The organism is Stenotrophomonas sp. GZD-301 (assembly GCF_049310345.1).
Classification (GTDB): domain Bacteria; phylum Pseudomonadota; class Gammaproteobacteria; order Xanthomonadales; family Xanthomonadaceae; genus Stenotrophomonas.
Window position 1 is genome coordinate 1 of sequence record NZ_JBMOWY010000013.1, and the last position, 15,658, is coordinate 15,658.

The window sequence follows — 15,658 nt, forward strand, 5'->3', positions numbered from 1 at the left end:
ATGGCGCCCACGAGCCTCCAGGGATGGATTCACGGCGTGTCCCGCCAGCCCATCCGCACCGACCCAACCAGCAGCACCGCCATGCCGACGTTGACGTTGACGTTGAAGTTGACGTTGAAGTTGACGCCGCCGTCGATCAGAGAATCTGCGCGGTCACCGCAACGAAGTGGCAGACGCTGCCGCCGATGACGAACAGGTGCCAGATCGCGTGGGAGTAGGGGATCGATTCGCGATGGTAGAAATAGGTGCCCAGCGTGTAGGACAGGCCACCGGCCAGCAGCCAGCCCAATGTCCAGCCATCCAGCGAGGCCCACATCGGCTTGATCGCGACCAGCACCATCCAGCCCATCGCAATGTAGATCAGCGTGGACAGCAGCTTGAAGCGGCCGGTGTAGAACAGTTTGAACACCACGCCGAACAGCGCCAGTGCCCAGATCGCGGTGAACATGCCCCAGCCCCACGGCCCGCGCAGGCCGATCAGGGTGAACGGCGTGTACGTGCCGGCGATCAGCAGGTAGATCGCGCAGTGGTCGAATACTTTCAGCCGGCCCTTGGCGATCGGGTGCTGGATGGCGTGGTACAGCGTGGAGGCGGTGTACAGCAGCAGCAGTGCCACGCCGAACACGATCGCGCTGGCCAGTTGCCAGCCGTCGCCATAGATGGCGGCCAGGGTGATCAGCACCGCGCTGGCAGCGAGCGCGGCGACCGCGCCGAGCCCGTGGGTCAAGGCGCTGGCGATTTCTTCACGTACGGAGACGACAGAGGTCATGGCGATGATCGGGTGTGCGGGGAGGGGGAGCCCGCTCCCCTCTATCATCGCCGCGATGGGCCGTGCATGCACGCGCGCCTGTTCAGCCGGCAGGGATCAGCCGACCGAGATGCTGTGCGCCGCCTCGCGCGTTGCCGCGAAGCGCACGTCCGGCGCACGTTCCTGCGCCAGCTGCAGGTTGACCCGCGTCGGTGCCAGGTACACCAGCTGGCCGGCCGCATCGATGCTGAGGTTGCCCGCGTTCTTCTCGCGGAACTCTTCCAGCTTCTTCTCGTTGCTGCAGGTGACCCAACGCGCCGTGGTCACACTGACCGGCTCGAAGGTCGCCTCCACACCGTACTCGTCCTTCAGGCGGTAAGCGGCCACGTCGAACTGCAGCACGCCCACTGCGCCCAGGATCAGGTCGTTGCTCATCAACGGCCGGAAGAACTGGGTCGCCCCTTCTTCGGACAGCTGCGCCAGGCCCTTCTGCAGCTGCTTGAGCTTGAGCGGATCACGCAGGCGCGCGCGGCGGAACAGCTCCGGCGCGAAGTTCGGAATGCCGGTGAAGCTCACCGCTTCGCCTTCGGTGAAGGTATCGCCGATGGAGATCGTGCCGTGGTTGTGGATGCCGATGACATCGCCCGGCCACGCCTCGGCGGCGATCTCGCGATCGCTGGCCATGAAAGTCAGCGCGTTGGCCAGCTTCATTTCCTTGCCGCTGCGCACGTGGAACGTCTTCATGCCCGCCGCGAAACGGCCCGAGCAGACGCGCATGAACGCCACGCGGTCGCGATGCTGCGGGTCCATGTTGGCCTGGATCTTGAACACGAACCCGGTCAGCTTGTTTTCCTGCGGCGCGATCACCCGGCCGGTGGTGGCGCGCGGCTGCGGCGACGGGGCGTGCTCGACGAAGAAGTCCAGCAGCGGCTGCACGCCGAAGTTGTTCACGCCCGAGCCGAAGAATACCGGGGTCTGCTTGCCGGCCAGATAGGCCTCCACGTCGAACGGGTGGCTGGCGCCCTGCACCAGTTCCAGTTCGTCGCGCAGGTCGGCCAGCATGCGCTCGCCGATCTTCTCGGCCAGGCCCGGCGAGTCGATCGACGGGAAGATGGTCGAGTCCTGGCGGGTGAAGTTGCGGCCCTGCTCGTACAGGTGCACTTCGCCGCTGATCAGGTGGACCACGCCCTTGAGGCGCTGGCCCATGCCGATCGGCCAGGTGACCGGTGCGCACTGGATGCCGAGCACGCTTTCCACTTCATCCAGCAGATCGATGGGCTCCTTGCCTTCGCGATCGAGCTTGTTGATGAAGGTCATGATCGGCGTGTCGCGCAGGCGGCACACTTCCATCAGCTTGATGGTGCGCTCTTCCACGCCCTTGGCCACGTCGATCACCATCAGCGCCGAGTCCACCGCGGTCAGCACGCGGTAGGTGTCCTCGCCGAAGTCGGCGTGGCCGGGGGTGTCGAGCAGGTTGACGATCTTGCCCTCGTACGGGAACTGCATCACCGACGAGGTGACCGAGATGCCGCGCTCCTTTTCCAGTGCCATCCAGTCCGAGGTGGCATGGCGCGCGGCCTTGCGCCCCTTGACCGAACCGGCCATCTGGATCGCGCCGCCGAACAGCAGCAGCTTTTCGGTCAGCGTGGTCTTGCCGGCGTCAGGGTGGGAAATGATGGCGAAGGTGCGGCGGCGCGCAGCTTCGGTAGCGACTTCGGACATGGCGTGACGCGCCCGCCCGGGGCGCTTTTCAAAGAGATAAGCCGCCGATTATACCGGGCCGCCGGGGTTGGCGGGTCAGGGCGCGGCGGCCGGGTCGCCGGCAGTGGCCTCACGGGCGAAATGCAGCTCGCCCTGGGGCGCCACGATGCGCACCGGAATCGAGCGCAGCTGCATGCCGGTATTGGCCTGGACCACGAAGTGCAGGTGTGGGGCCGTGCTGTAGCCGGTGTTGCCCGAAACGCCGATGCGCTGGCCGGCCTCGACCCGCTGGCCGCTGCGGACCAGCACACCATTGGCCTGCAGGTGGGCGTAGACCGCCATGCTGCCGTCTTCATGCAGCACCCGGATGAAGTTGGCGCGGTCCCGGTCGCGGGCCGGGTCCTGGCCGTTGTCGCGGAAGTTGCCCTGCACCTGCATCACCTTGCCGGCGCGCGCGGCCAGCACCGGCGTGCCCTCGGGCAGGGCGAAATCGACCGCGTCGCGGTTCTCGGCGTCGGTGTGGCTGAAACGGCCCTGGGGCGCCTGGGTCACCTGGAAGCGCTTGGCATCGAACGGCAGCTGGTACGCGACGTCCATCGGCCGCGCCGCCGGATCGCCCGGCACCGCATCCAGCAGCAGATTCAACCGCTGGGTGTCCGGCGGCAGCTGCAGGCGCGTCACCACCACGCTGGCCGAGCCGGGCAGGACGGTCTGCATCGGCAGCCCGGGCAGCGCCACGGCGCCGGCGTCCTGGCGCAGCGCGACCTGCACCGGGCCGGCGAGGTGATTGTCGACCCGGGCCTGCCAGCGGCTGGCACCGCCTTCCAGCTTGACCGATGCCAGCGCGCCGGCGCTGCCGCCCTGCGCCACGCCCGTGGGCTGGACCATGCCCCAGCCCGACCGCCAGTCGGGGGGCGCAGCCGAGGCCAGCAGGGGGCACAGCAACAACAGCAGCACGGTCCGTCGCATGGCATCGATCCTATTAAGGTGCGCGGACTCTACGCAATGTGGTCCGTTCAGGAAAGACGTGCGCGCCCTGGCGCCTGATGAGAAAAAACTATATCGCTTCATCCCGATGAAGGGATTGACATGCGCCAAAGGGGCTGGCATCGTGGCGTCACCATCGAGACCGGCAGAGGGACAGGCCCTTTGAAGCCGGGGCAGCCCGCAGGCGCGCAAGCGACCTGCGTAGGTGCCAAATCCTGCGGGGACCGTGGCGTCCACCGAAAGATGGTTCGAACCATGCACCGTGCGTGCATCTCGAACGCGAGCTCCGCGAAAGCTCGATGGCCGATTTCCTTCCTGGGATACCGCCATGAGTTTCGCCACCGCTTCAGCACTCGCCATCGACTCCTTCGCCCCTGTCAGCGTGCCCGTCATCGACGGCCGCAATGCCGTGCGCGGTGACATCGCCGCGGTGCTGTCGATGCGCCACGGTGGCGTGCGCCCGGTGCGCCTGCGCTACGAACTGGTGGGCCGCGAGGAGGCCCCGGTGGTGGTGCTGGCCGGGGGCATCTCGGCCCATCGCCATGTGGCCGCCAACGCCGAGTTCCCCGAGAAGGGCTGGGCCGAAGGCCTGGTGGCACCGGGCCGGACGCTGGACCCGGCCACGCAGCGCATCCTGGCGTTCGACTTCATCGGCGCCGACGGCGCGTTGGATCTGCCGATCGACACCGCCGACCAGGCCGATGCGCTGGCGCTGCTGCTCGACCATCTCGGCATCGCGCAGCTGCAGTGCTTCGTCGGCTACTCCTACGGCGCCCTGGTCGGGCAGCAGTTTGCGGTGCGGCACCGGCAGCGGCTGCAGCGGCTGATCGCGGTCAGCGGCGCGCATCGTCCGCACCCGTATGCCGCGGCGTGGCGCGCGCTGCAGCGCCGCGCGGTTGCCCTGGGGCAGCTGCAGTGCGCCGAAAGCCACGGGCTGTCGCTGGCCCGGCAGTTCGCCATGCTCAGCTACCGCACGCCGGAAGAATTCGGCGAGCGCTTCGACGCCGCGCCGGAGGTGGTCAACGGCCGCGTGCGCGTGGCCGCCGAGGACTACCTGGATGCGGCCGGTGCGCAGTACGTGGCGCGCACCCCGGTGAACGCCTATCTGCGCCTGTCCGAATCGATCGACCTGCACCGTGTCGACCCCGCCGCCCTCCAGGTGCCGACCGTGGTGGTCGCCGTTGAAGGCGACCGCCTGGTGCCGCTGGCCGACTGTGTCGGCCTGGTCGAAGGGCTGGGACCGCGCGGCAGTCTGCGCGTGCTGCGCTCGCCCTACGGCCACGACGCCTTCCTCAAAGAAACCGATCGCATCGACGCGATCCTCGCCAACGCCATCCGTTCCCCGGGAGAAACCGCATGAGCCTGTCCGCTGGTACCGAACCGTCCTGTAGCCGCGTCACCGCCGCCGTGCGCGCCGGCATCGACCGCGATACCGCCCACGGCGCGGTGACCCCGCCGATCGTGTTGTCCTCGAACTTCAGCTTCGACGGCTTCGGCAACAAGCGCCAGTACGACTACACCCGCAGCGGCAATCCGACCCGCGACCTGCTAGGTGAGGCGCTGGCCGAACTCGAAGGCGGTGCAGGAGGCGTGATCACCTCCACCGGCATGGGCGCGATCAACCTGGTGCTGAACGCGCTGCTGCAGCCCGGCGATACGCTGGTGGTGCCGCACGATGCGTACGGCGGCAGCTGGCGCCTGTTCAACGCCCTGGCCAGGAAGGGTCACTTCGGCCTGATCACCGCCGACCTCACCGACCCGCGCTCGCTGGCCGACGCGCTGGCGCAGTCGCCGACGCTGGTGCTGATCGAAACCCCGTCCAATCCGCTGCTGCGCATCACCGACCTGCGCTTTGTGATCGATGCCGCGCACAAGGCCGGGGCCAAGGTGGTGGTGGACAACACCTTCCTCTCGCCGGCACTGCAGCAGCCGATCGCGTTCGGCGCGGACCTGGTGCTGCACTCCACCACCAAGTACATCAACGGCCACAGCGACGTGGTGGGCGGTGCGGTGATCGCGCGCGATCCGGCCGTGCACGAGCAGCTGGTGTGGTGGGCCAACGCGCTCGGCCTGACCGGCTCGCCGTTCGATGCCTTCCTGACCCTGCGCGGGCTGCGCACCCTCGGCGCGCGTCTGCGCGCGCACCAGGAGAACACCGCCGCGGTGGTCGACCTGCTGGCCGCCAGCGATGCGGTTGCCCAGGTCTACTACCCCGGGCTGGCCGATCATCCGGGGCACGCGATCGCCGCGCGCCAGCAGAGCGGTTTCGGCGCCATGCTGTCCTTCGAGCTGGCCTCCTGCCCGGGCGATGATCCGCATGCGGCCGTGCGCGCCTTCGTCGACGGTCTGCGTTGTTTCACCCTGGCCGAATCGCTGGGCGGTGTCGAAAGCCTGGTTGCCCATCCGGCCACCATGACGCACGCCGCGATGACGCCGGAGGCGCGTGCGCATGCCGGGATCAGCGAAGGCCTGCTGCGCCTGTCGGTGGGCATCGAATCGCCGGAGGACCTGGTGGCCGACCTGCAGGCCGGGCTGGAACGCGCGCAGGCGGTGATCGATCTGCAGGCCCGCGCAGCACGCCGCAAACAGGTGGATGCATGAGCGCGGTGCTGACCCTCGCACCGGCGCCGGCACGGCGCCTGGCACTGCTCGGTACGGGGACCGTCGGCACGGCGTTCGTGCAGCGCTACCAGGCGCTGCTGGCGCGGGGCGTGGCGTTGCCGCAGTTGTCCTGGCTGGCCAACTCACGCACCGCACGCGTCTGCGGCCATGCGCCGGAGCAGGAACTGCAGTTGGCCAATCTGGCGGCGCGCGGCGCGCCGGCGCTGCAGCCGTGGGCCGAGGCCGAGGGGCTGCAGCCGGGCGATGTGGTGGTGGATGCCACCGCCAGCGACGACGTGGCCAACTGGCACGAGCAATGGCTGGCGCGCGGCGTGCACGTGGTGACCGCCAACAAACTGGGCCAGGGCGCGCAGCTGGCACGCGCGCGGGCCATCGCCGACAGCCGCCAGGGCAACGATGCGCAGTATGGCGACAGCGCCACCGTGGGTGCGGGCCTGCCGCTGTTGAGCAGCCTGCGCGCGCTGGTGGCCGGTGGCGACCGCATCCACCGCGTGGAAGGCGTGCTGTCCGGGTCGCTGGCCTGGCTGTTCCATCACTACGATGGCCGGCGCGCGTTCTCCGAGTGGGTGCGCGAGGCAGCCGAGGCCGGCTACACCGAGCCGGACCCGCGCGTGGACCTGTCCGGTGAGGACGTCCGCCGCAAGCTGCTGATCCTGGCCCGGGCCAGCGGCATCGCGCTGCGCGCCGAGCAGGTGCGCGTGGCCTCGCTGGTGCCGGACACGCTGGCTGCGTTGCCGGCCGACGCGGCGCTGGCGCGGTTGTCCCTGCTGGACGCCCCGTTGCACCAGTACTGGCAGCAGGCGCAGGCACAGGGCGGCTGTCTGCGCTTCGTGGGCGGTTTCGATCACGACGGCGCATCGGTCGGTCTGCGCATCCTGGCGCCGTCGCATCCGCTGGCCGGCGGGGCACAGACCGACAACCGGGTGGCGATCCACAGCGACCGCTATCAGGCCCAGCCGCTGCTGATCCAGGGCCCCGGTGCGGGCGCCGGCGTCACGGCGGCGGCGCTGCTGGACGACGTGCTGGCGATCGTGCGGCGCTGAACGCCGGTCGGGCGTCGCGTCCGTGTCGGTCGTTGCCACGGGGTGCGTGGCCAGCCGACCAACGGTCGGCTCTACCGGGGGTGTTGCAGGGCCTGCAACAGGGCGGTGTTGAAGCGTTCGGGGGCCTGCACCTGCGGCGAATGGCCGAGGTCGTCGAACGTCACCAGCGTGGCGCCCGGTATCGCGGCGGCGGCCGCCCTGCCCAGCGCCGGGTAGTCGCCCAGCGTGGCCTTCAATGCCGGCGGCGCCAGGTCGCGGCCGATTGCGGTGCGGTCCTTCTGGCCGATGAACAACGTGGTGGGTACGGTGATGCGTGGCAGTTCATGGACCACCGGCTGGTTGAACACCATGTCCGAGGTCAGCGCCTGGCTCCAGGCCACCGCCTGCCTGCCCGGTCCCTCGTACATGCCTGACTGCATGCGTGCCCACTTTTCGTAGGTGGGCGTCCACTCGCCGTCGTAGTACACGTCCAGCTGATACGCGCGGATGCTCTCGAAGCGGGTTTTCAGTTCGTTGGCATACCATGCATCCACGCTGCGCCAGGGCACGCCCTTGGCCTTCCAGTCTTCCAGCCCGATCGGATTGACCAGCGCCAGGTGGCGCACCTGCGCCGGATACAGCAGCGCATACCGCGCGGCGAGCATGCCGCCCATTGAATGTCCGACCAGGTCGATCTGGGCTGCATCCAGCCCCAGGTGGGCGAGCAGGGCGTGGGTATTGGCGGCGAGCTGCTCGAACGAGTACTGGTAGCGCTCGGGCTTGCTGGACTTGCAGAAGCCGATCTGATCCGGTGCGATCACCCGGTAACCTGCGGCAGTGAGCGCGGCGATGCTGTCCTGCCAGGTGGCCGCGCAGAAGTTCTTGCCGTGCAGCAGCACGACCGTGCCGGCAAAGGCGCGGCCTGCCGGCGGAACGTCCAGATAGGCCATCTCCAGCGGCTGCCGCTGCGACTCGATCTGGACGATCTTCACCGGATACGGGTAGTCGAAGCCTTCCAGTCGCGGGCCGTAAGTGTCGGCGGCAAACGTGGTCAACGGCAGGCAGGCGAGCAGGGCGGCGGCCAGAATGCGCATGGCGGTCTCCGGAAGGGGGACCCCGACTTTACCGGAGGTGCCTGCGGCGCGTGGCGAGCCGACCAAGGGTCGGCTCTACCCCACACGGTGGCTCAGCACTCGATGACGTTGACCGCCAGGCCGCCGCGGCTGGTTTCCTTGTACTTGTCCTGCATGTCGCGGCCGGTGTCGCGCATGGTCTTGATGACCTTGTCCAGCGATACCTTGTGCTTGCCGTCGCCACGCATGGCCATGCGGCTGGCGTTGATCGCCTTGACCGCGCCCATCGCGTTGCGTTCGATGCAGGGGATCTGCACCAGGCCACCGATCGGGTCGCAGGTCAGGCCGAGGTTGTGCTCCATGCCGATTTCGGCGGCATTCTCGATCTGGCTGGGATTGCCGCCGAGTGCGGCAACCAGGCCACCGGCGGCCATCGAGCAGGCCACGCCCACTTCGCCCTGGCAACCCACTTCGGCGCCGGAGATGGAGGCGTTTTCCTTGTACAGGATGCCGATTGCCGCGGACGTCAGCAGGAAGTCGAATACGCGCTGCTCATTGGCGCCGGGGCAGAAGCGGTCGAAGTAGTGCAGCACGGCCGGCAGCACGCCGGCAGCGCCGTTGGTCGGGGCGGTGACCACACGGCCGCCGGCCGCGTTTTCCTCGTTGACCGCCAGTGCATACAGGTTCACCCAGTCCAGCGTGGTCAGCGGATCGCGCATGGCTGCTTCGGGCTTGGACGACAGCTCGCGGTACAGCGCCGGGGCGCGCCGCGAGACGTGCAGGCCGCCGGGCAGGGTGCCTTCCTGGCGGATGCCGCGTGCCACGCAGCTCTGCATCGCGTTCCAGATCTCGCGCAGCTGGTCGCGGATCTCGTCCTCGGTGCGCCAGCACTTCTCGTTCTCGAACATCATCTGGGCGATGCTCAGCCCGCTGCGCGCGGTCTGCGCCAGCAGCTCGTCGCCGCTCTTGAACGGATACGGCAGCGGGGTTTCATCGGGCACGATGCGGTCGTCGGCGGCGTCGTCCTGGTTGACCACGAAGCCGCCGCCCACCGAGTAATAGTCGCGGGTGGCGATGACCTGCTCCTGCGCGTCGTACGCGGTGAAGCGCATGCCGTTGGTGTGATACGGCAGCTTCTGGCGCTTGTTCAGGCCCAGGTCGCGCTTTTCGTCGAACACGATCTCGTGCTGGCCCATCAGCTTCAGGCGCTTGGTGGTGCGGATGCGCTCCAGCGTCTCCGGAATGATGTCCGGATCGATCAGGTTCGGGCGCTGGCCTTCCAGCCCGAGCAGCACCGCCTTGTCGGTGCCGTGGCCGCGGCCAGTGAGGGCCAGCGAGCCGTAGACGTCGGCGCGGATGCGCACCACGTCCTGCAGATGCCCCGGGTCGAGCAGCCAGCGGTGCACGAAACGCTCGGCAGCCTTCATCGGTCCTACGGTATGCGAGGAACTCGGGCCAATGCCGATCTTGAACACATCGAACGTGCTGACTGCCATGATTGCCAAACTGCGGGTATCGGATGGAGTGCCATTCTATGCTGTCGCGGGCGCCAGCCATGATTGCGGCGCAACATTTTCCAAGGCGGGTGGGCCGGTGTTTACCTTGTTCCAGCGTGATGACTGCCACTTGTGCGACCAGGCCCTGGCGGTGCTGGCGCAGGCCCGCGTGGGCGGCCTGGACAGTGTGTTCATCGACGATGATGCGGCGCTGGAGGCCCGTTACGGGCTGCGCGTGCCGGTGCTGCGCGACGCGCAGGGCCGCGAGCTGGACTGGCCGTTCGATGTGGCGGCGCTGCAGGCCTGGATGGGCTGACGCCTGCTGCGGCGGGCGGTGCCGGGAGCGCCGGCGGCTGGCCGGCGCCCGGAAAGCGGCAATGGGGGTGCCGGCCAGCGGCCGGCACTGCCGGGCCGCGTTACTTTGCCTTCAGGACGACCTTGGTGCTGATCGCGGTTTCGTTGGGGATGGTCTTGGTATCGGCCCAGTCGCCGCCGCCCACGCCGAAGTCCAGACGCTTGACCGTGGCCTTGCCGCTGAGCACCGGCTGGGCGCCCGGGGTCCAGGTGAAGGTCAGCGTGACCGGCTTGCTGACGCCGCGCAGTTCCAGCGTGCCGTCGGCGGCGAACTGGTTGTTGCCCAGCGCGCGGAACTTGCTGGCGCTGTACTTGGCCTGGGCGAACTTGCCGACGTTGAAGAAGTCGGCGCCCTGCAGGGTGGAATCACGGTCGCTGTTGCCGCTCTTGGCGCCGGCCAGCGGGATGGTCACTTCCAGGTGCGAGCCGTCCAGCTTGGCCGGATCGAAGCTGAGCTTGGTGTCGAAGCCGGGGAAGCTGCCGGTGAAGACTTCGCCGTCGTACTTGGTGGCGAACACCAGGACCGAGCCGGGGGCCTGCACGTAGTCGGCGGCAAAGGCCGGGGCGGCGGCCATCAGGCCGGCCAGGGCAGCGGCGACGGCTGCGGGAGTGGTGAGCTTGATGTTCATTCTCAATCCTTCTGGGGGGAGGCGAGCCAGCGCTGCGGCAGCATGCGCGCAAGGGTGGCATCGCGTTGGTAAAAATGGTGGTAAAGCGCGGCGCCGGCATGGGCCAGCACCACGGCGATCAGCAGCCAGAAGCCCCACTCGTGGATGGCGTGGGAGATCTGGGTGACCTGCGCGTCGGGCGCGCTGAGCTTGGGCACGTTGACCAGGCCGAACCAGCGGAACGGGCGCAGGCCGCTGGCCGAGTCGTACAGCCAGCCCGACAGCGGGATGGCGAACATCAGCACATACAGCAGCCAGTGGGTGGCCGAGGCGATGCGCTCCTGCCAGGTCGGCGTGCCGGGCACCGGTTCGGGCGCGCCGGCGTACAGCCGCCAGCCCAGGCGGACCACCACCAGCGCCAGCACGGTGATGCCGATCGACTTGTGCATCGTGTAGATCCAGAAGTATTTCGGCGTCTTCGGAAACTCGCCCATCGTCAGGCCGACAATGCCCAGGGCGAGGATCAGCACGGCGATCAGCCAGTGCAGGGTCATGCTGACGCCGCCCCAGCGGGCAGCGGTGTTCTTGGCGGTCATGGCGTGGTCTCCTGGACCGGCTGTGGGGATGGCGAATCGGAGTGCGGCGTGGTCGGCGGAGTTCCCGCATCGTCGACGGACGGTGTGTCCTGCGGATCGGCGGCGTTGCGGTCGCGCACCGCCTCGGCCTCGATGCGCAGCTGCACCTCGTCGCCGATCATCGACGGCCAGCCATCCACGCCGAATGCGCTGCGGCTGAGCGTGGCGGTGGCCGAGAAACCGGCCGTGCGCCGGAACGGAGGCAGCGGGTGGCGCTTGAGCGCGTTGAGCGTGACCGCCAGCGTGACCTCGCGGCTGACGCCATGCAGGGTCAGCTGGCCGACGACGTTGGCGTGGGTGGCATCGACCGGCTCGACCCGCGTGGACACGAAGCGGGCCTCGGGAAAGCGCTCGGCGTCGAGCAGGTTGCGCGCCAGCGCGGCCTTGTTCCATTTGTCATCGCCCAGGTCCAGGCGCTGCAGCGGCACGCTGACGGTGAGCGTTGCCCCGGCCCAGTCCTGCGGATCGAACACGAGCACGCCCTCGCTGCCGGAGACGGTGCCCAGCGCATGCGAGAAGCCGGCGTGTTCGATCGCAAACAGCACCCGCGTGTGGACCGGGTCCAGGCGGTAGCTGTCGGCGGCAAGGGCCAGGCCGGGGGCGGAGAACAGCAGCAGGGCAAGGGTCAGGCGCAGGGACATGGCCGGGCTCCATCGGAATCTGTGCCGATCATACGCACAGGCCTGTGCAGCCATGCAGGCTCATGGCTGCAACAGTTCGTGGTGCCGATGTGAACGCGCCCGGCCCCGGTTCCGTGCAGGGGGGCTGTGGCAGGAAACAGCCTGTTCCATGCGACAATCCGCGCCTACACGGAGATCGGAATGGCGATGAGCGCGCGCGTCTGGCGGGCTGGCATCGTGGTGTTGGTGCTGTGGCTGTGTGCAGTGCCGGCAGCGTCGTGGGCCACAGGGACATCGGCAGAAACACCGCGCATGCGCCGCTTCGGTGCCGCCGAAGGCATGCCCTCGCGCATGGTGCTGGCGCTGGCCCAGGACCGCCAGGGATACGTATGGGCGGCCACCGATGACGGTCTGGCACGCCTGGATGGGGTGGGGCTGCGCGTCTGGCGGCACGACCCGGCCGATCCCGATTCGATTCCGGGCAATGAAGTGGAAACCCTGCTGGTCGACCCGCTGGACCGCGTGTGGGTGGGCACCAACGGCGTGGGCCTGAGCATGCTGGGGCCGGAGCGTCGCCGCTTTGAACGCTTTGCCGATGTGAACGCCCGCTGCGAGGGGCAGTTCTGGTCGCTGGCCTATGCGGCGCGGTCGCTGTGGATCGGCACCAACCAGCACGGCATCTGCCGGCGCGAGGAAGATGGCCGGCTGATCCGCTACCAGGCCGATCCGGGTGATCCGCGCACGCTGCCCGACAACACCATCTATACGCTGCTGACCGACCCGCAGGGGCGGGTATGGGTGGGCACCGGCAGTGGCGTGGCGCGCTGGGAAGGCGATCATTTCACCCGCATCGCGCCGGCCGTGCTGGGCGGCAAGAGCGTGTTCCGCCTCACCCGCGAACCGGATGGCACGGTCTGGGCAGGCACCGAGGTCGGTCTGTTCCGGATCGGTGCCGATGACGCGGTGACGCCTGCGCCGTGGACGCTGAGCGCCGACGTGCGCGCGGCCAGCGTGATCCACGACCGCAACGGCGGCTACTGGCTGGGCACGGCCGATGGCCTGTACCGCGGCAACGACAGCGCGCTGCGCCTGCTGGCCGGTGATGCGGGCAGCGGGTTCCTCACCGCCCGCAGTGGCGTGCTGGACCTGCTGCAGGATCACGAGGGCGGGCTGTGGGTGGCCATGCTGACCCAGGGCCTGGCCTACCTGCCGCCGGACTGGAAGCGCTTTTCCAGCTGGTACCAGCTGGACGGCAAGCCGCTCGACAGCGCCTACCTGCTCGGCGTGGCCGCGGCCGGTGAAGCGTTCTACATCGCCGGCGCGCACGGCCTGTACCGGCTGGACGAGGTCGGGCGGCTGAGCCAGATCGCCGACGACACCCAGATCGGGGTGGGCGCGGCATGGTCGGTACTGCCACGTGCCGATGGCGCGCTGTGGATCGGCCGGGCCGGGCGCCTGAGCCTGTACCAGCCGCGCACCGGCGCGCTGCGCGAGTGGAAGATCGGCGGCGGGTCGGATGTCCGCCAGCGCATCGACCTGATCCGCCAGGCGCCCGATGGCGAGCTGTGGCTGTCGATCATGAACTACGGCATCCAGCGCCGCGCCGCCGATGGCCGCGTGCTGGATACCATCCGCGTCGACCAGGACCGCGGGTTGACCGAAAACCCGGTCGAACAGATGGTGTTCGACCCACGCGGCCAGCTGTGGGTGGTGGGCGACATGGGCCTGCTGCGCTGGCGCAACGACCGCTTCGAGCTGGTTCCCGGGATCTCCCGCGGCGGCATCTATGACGTCGCTTGGGACGGTCCGGACCATCTGTGGCTGGCACGCAAGGGCGCGCTGGAGCGGTATGCGTGGGACGGCCTGAGCATGACCCTGCGCGAACGCGTTGGCGCGGCCCAGGGCCTGCCGCCGGTATCGATGGGGGGTGTGGTGCTGGGGCGCGATGGGCAGGTGTGGGCCACCACTCCGCGCGGCCTGGTGTCCTGGCATCCGCGCGAGCGCCGTGCACGCCTGTACGGCGAGCGCGATGGTCTGCCCGATGCGGAGTTCAGCGGCCGGCCGCCGGTGCGCAACAGCAAGGGCCAGGTGCTGGCGGTGACCGCCACCGGTCTGGTGGGTTTCGATCCGGATGCGCCGGACATCGTGCTGCCGCCGTCGCAGCTGGTGATCGACAGCGTCCAGGTGCGCCGCGACGATGCCGAAGGCCAGCAGACCCTGCCGATCAATGCGCCGATCACGCTGGGCCCGCTGGACCGCGACCTGATCATTGCCGCGCGGCTGCTGTCCTTCGCCAATCCGCAGGGCAACCGGTATCGCTATCGGGTCGCAGGCTATGACCAGAACTGGGTGATGCAGGCGGCCGACGGCGAACGCCTGTTGTCGCGTCTGCCCGCCGGGCAGTACGCCATCGATGTGCAGGCCGCGACGCCGCATGGCGACTGGACCCCGACGCGCACGCTCACCGTGCAGGTCAACCCGCCGTGGTGGCGCAGCAACTGGGCCATCGTCTGCTATGTGCTCGCTGCCGTGCTGTCGATCGCCGCCACCGCGCGCGTGGCGCGGGTGCGCCTGCGCCGGCGCCAGCAGTGGCAGTTGACCCTGCACAAGCAGCAGTTGGCCGAACAGGCTTCGCAGGCCAAGAGCCGCTTCCTGGCCACGCTCGGGCACGAGGTGCGCACGCCGATGACCGGCGTGCTGGGCATGAGCGAACTGCTGCTGTCCACGCCGCTGGACGAAATCCAGCGCGGCTATGCGGCCTCCATCCAGCATGCCGGCACGCACCTGCTGCGGCTGGTCAACGATGCGCTCGACCTGGCCCGCATCGAAGCGGGCCGGTTGGAGCTGGACATTCGGCCGTTCGATCTGATGACCCTGCTCGAGCAGGTGGAAGCGCTGATGGAGCCGATGGCCCATCACCGTGGGCTGGCCTTCGAGCGCAGTTTCAACCTGCCCGGTCCGGTCCAGGTCAGCGGCGATGAAATGCGGGTGCGCCAGATCCTGATGAACCTGCTCGGCAATGCCATCAAGTTCACCGAGCAGGGCCACGTGGGGCTGGGCATCGAGTTGCTCGACGACGGCCACGGCGTGGTCTTCGAGGTGTCCGATACCGGGCCAGGCATCAGCCAGGAACAGCAGCAGCGCCTGTTCCACCGCTTCGAGCAGGCCGATGGGCCGCGCACCGCGTCGCGCTACGGCGGCAGCGGGCTGGGCCTGGCGATCTGCCAGGAACTGGCGGTGGCGATGGGCGGGCGGATCGGCATCGACAGCCGCCCGGGGCAGGGCGCGCGCTTCAGCGTGCACCTGCCGCTGCCGTGGACGCTGCAGCGCAGCCGCAGTGTGGGGGAAGCACCGGACGACACGCGCGCCGCGCTGCCACCACTGCGGATCCTGCTGGTGGAAGACGATGCGACCGTCGCCGATGTCATCACCGGCCTGCTGCGCACGCGCGGGCATGAGGTGGTGCATGTGCTGCATGGGTTGGCGGCGCTGTCGGAAGTGGCCTCGGGCCGCTTCGACATCGGGCTGCTGGATCTGGACCTGCCCGCGCTCGACGGCATCGCGATCGCCTCGCAGCTGCGCGCGATGGGCTACGAGATGCCGCTGATCGCGGTGACCGCACGGTCCGATGCCTACGCCGAGCAGCAGGTGCTGGGCGCGGGGTTCGACGGTTTCCTGCGCAAGCCGGTGACAGGCGACATGCTCGTGGAGGCCATCGCGCAGGCGCGCATGGTGCGGCAACCTGCGCCCTGAGTCCTGTATCGATTGATGGCTTGCGCCTGTTCGGCGCAA

General features: G+C 69.0%; 13 protein-coding genes and 1 riboswitch. Of the genes, 5 read left to right on the forward strand and 8 right to left on the reverse strand.

Features of this window, described 5'->3' with window-relative positions; all coding sequences use genetic code 11:
* Positions 1–136: 136 nt before the first annotated feature.
* The 3 genes from trhA to ACO6VK_RS03515 form a co-directional block, all read right to left on the reverse strand.
* Positions 137–769, reverse strand: coding sequence for a PAQR family membrane homeostasis protein TrhA (gene trhA / locus ACO6VK_RS03505; protein ID WP_411851828.1), 633 nt, complete (start codon positions 767–769; stop codon positions 137–139).
* 96 nt (positions 770–865) lie between these two features.
* A complete protein-coding gene (locus ACO6VK_RS03510) occupies positions 866–2,470 on the reverse strand; it encodes a peptide chain release factor 3 (RefSeq protein WP_422505593.1) in 1,605 nt (534 codons plus the stop codon).
* 75 nt (positions 2,471–2,545) lie between these two features.
* On the reverse strand, positions 2,546–3,418 hold the full coding sequence (locus ACO6VK_RS03515; protein WP_422505594.1) for a M23 family metallopeptidase: 873 nt from the start codon (positions 3,416–3,418) through the stop codon (positions 2,546–2,548).
* A gap of 148 nt (positions 3,419–3,566) precedes the next feature.
* Positions 3,567–3,686, forward strand: a riboswitch (SAM riboswitch).
* 78 nt (positions 3,687–3,764) lie between these two features.
* Here ACO6VK_RS03515 and metX point away from each other — a divergent pair.
* From metX to ACO6VK_RS03530, 3 genes are read left to right on the forward strand one after another with little or no spacing between them, the layout of a single operon-like run.
* Positions 3,765–4,796, forward strand: coding sequence for a homoserine O-succinyltransferase MetX (gene metX, locus ACO6VK_RS03520; RefSeq protein ID WP_422505595.1), 1,032 nt, complete (start codon positions 3,765–3,767; stop codon positions 4,794–4,796).
* Complete coding sequence (locus tag ACO6VK_RS03525) at positions 4,793–6,037, forward strand: O-succinylhomoserine (thiol)-lyase (RefSeq protein ID WP_422505596.1); 1,245 nt, start codon at positions 4,793–4,795, stop codon at positions 6,035–6,037. The genes metX and ACO6VK_RS03525 overlap by 4 nt, the downstream gene beginning before the upstream one ends.
* The gene (locus tag ACO6VK_RS03530; RefSeq protein WP_422505597.1) at positions 6,034–7,101 is read left to right on the forward strand and encodes a homoserine dehydrogenase; all 1,068 of its coding nucleotides are present in this window, start codon (positions 6,034–6,036) and stop codon (positions 7,099–7,101) included. Before ACO6VK_RS03525 ends, ACO6VK_RS03530 begins: the two co-directional genes overlap by 4 nt.
* Positions 7,102–7,172: 71 nt before the next feature.
* Here ACO6VK_RS03530 and ACO6VK_RS03535 read toward each other — a convergent pair whose 3' ends face one another.
* Both ACO6VK_RS03535 and ACO6VK_RS03540 read right to left on the reverse strand, forming a co-directional pair.
* On the reverse strand, positions 7,173–8,174 hold the full coding sequence (locus tag ACO6VK_RS03535) for an alpha/beta fold hydrolase (RefSeq protein WP_422505598.1): 1,002 nt from the start codon (positions 8,172–8,174) through the stop codon (positions 7,173–7,175).
* 92 nt (positions 8,175–8,266) lie between these two features.
* Entirely contained in the window at positions 8,267–9,649 is a 1,383-nt protein-coding gene (locus tag ACO6VK_RS03540; protein WP_136003078.1) for an L-serine ammonia-lyase, read from the reverse strand.
* A 97-nt stretch (positions 9,650–9,746) separates the two neighbouring features.
* On the opposite strand from ACO6VK_RS03540, the gene ACO6VK_RS03545 reads away from it, so the two are divergent.
* The gene (locus ACO6VK_RS03545; protein WP_422505599.1) at positions 9,747–9,965 is read left to right on the forward strand and encodes a glutaredoxin family protein; all 219 of its coding nucleotides are present in this window, start codon (positions 9,747–9,749) and stop codon (positions 9,963–9,965) included.
* A 100-nt stretch (positions 9,966–10,065) separates the two neighbouring features.
* On the opposite strand, the gene ACO6VK_RS03550 is transcribed toward ACO6VK_RS03545, so the two are convergent.
* The 3 genes from ACO6VK_RS03550 to ACO6VK_RS03560 are packed head-to-tail and all read right to left on the reverse strand — an operon-like array spanning position 10,066 to position 11,887.
* Complete coding sequence (locus tag ACO6VK_RS03550) at positions 10,066–10,632, reverse strand: YceI family protein (RefSeq protein WP_422505600.1); 567 nt, start codon at positions 10,630–10,632, stop codon at positions 10,066–10,068.
* Positions 10,633–10,634: 2 nt separating this feature from the next.
* Positions 10,635–11,207 carry a cytochrome b gene (locus tag ACO6VK_RS03555; protein WP_422505601.1) on the reverse strand — a complete coding sequence of 191 codons (573 nt, stop codon included), beginning with the start codon at positions 11,205–11,207 and terminating at the stop codon, positions 10,635–10,637.
* Positions 11,204–11,887, reverse strand: coding sequence for a YceI family protein (locus tag ACO6VK_RS03560; RefSeq protein ID WP_422505602.1), 684 nt, complete (start codon positions 11,885–11,887; stop codon positions 11,204–11,206). Before ACO6VK_RS03560 ends, ACO6VK_RS03555 begins: the two co-directional genes overlap by 4 nt.
* A 186-nt stretch (positions 11,888–12,073) precedes the next feature.
* On the opposite strand from ACO6VK_RS03560, the gene ACO6VK_RS03565 reads away from it, so the two are divergent.
* Positions 12,074–15,619: an ATP-binding protein gene (locus ACO6VK_RS03565; RefSeq protein ID WP_422505603.1), complete on the forward strand. Its 3,546-nt coding sequence runs from the start codon at positions 12,074–12,076 to the stop codon at positions 15,617–15,619.
* Positions 15,620–15,658 lie beyond the last annotated feature (39 nt).

Coding starts and splice junctions, on each gene's coding strand:
- trhA (WP_411851828.1), bottom strand. CDS start 769: ATGACCTCTGTCGTCTCCGTACGTGAAGAAATCGCCAGCGCCTTGACC.
- ACO6VK_RS03510 (WP_422505593.1), bottom strand. CDS start 2,470: ATGTCCGAAGTCGCTACCGAAGCTGCGCGCCGCCGCACCTTCGCCATC.
- ACO6VK_RS03515 (WP_422505594.1), bottom strand. CDS start 3,418: ATGCGACGGACCGTGCTGCTGTTGTTGCTGTGCCCCCTGCTGGCCTCG.
- metX (WP_422505595.1), top strand. CDS start 3,765: ATGAGTTTCGCCACCGCTTCAGCACTCGCCATCGACTCCTTCGCCCCT.
- ACO6VK_RS03525 (WP_422505596.1), top strand. CDS start 4,793: ATGAGCCTGTCCGCTGGTACCGAACCGTCCTGTAGCCGCGTCACCGCC.
- ACO6VK_RS03530 (WP_422505597.1), top strand. CDS start 6,034: ATGAGCGCGGTGCTGACCCTCGCACCGGCGCCGGCACGGCGCCTGGCA.
- ACO6VK_RS03535 (WP_422505598.1), bottom strand. CDS start 8,174: ATGCGCATTCTGGCCGCCGCCCTGCTCGCCTGCCTGCCGTTGACCACG.
- ACO6VK_RS03540 (WP_136003078.1), bottom strand. CDS start 9,649: ATGGCAGTCAGCACGTTCGATGTGTTCAAGATCGGCATTGGCCCGAGT.
- ACO6VK_RS03550 (WP_422505600.1), bottom strand. CDS start 10,632: ATGAACATCAAGCTCACCACTCCCGCAGCCGTCGCCGCTGCCCTGGCC.
- ACO6VK_RS03555 (WP_422505601.1), bottom strand. CDS start 11,207: ATGACCGCCAAGAACACCGCTGCCCGCTGGGGCGGCGTCAGCATGACC.
- ACO6VK_RS03560 (WP_422505602.1), bottom strand. CDS start 11,887: ATGTCCCTGCGCCTGACCCTTGCCCTGCTGCTGTTCTCCGCCCCCGGC.
- ACO6VK_RS03565 (WP_422505603.1), top strand. CDS start 12,074: ATGAGCGCGCGCGTCTGGCGGGCTGGCATCGTGGTGTTGGTGCTGTGG.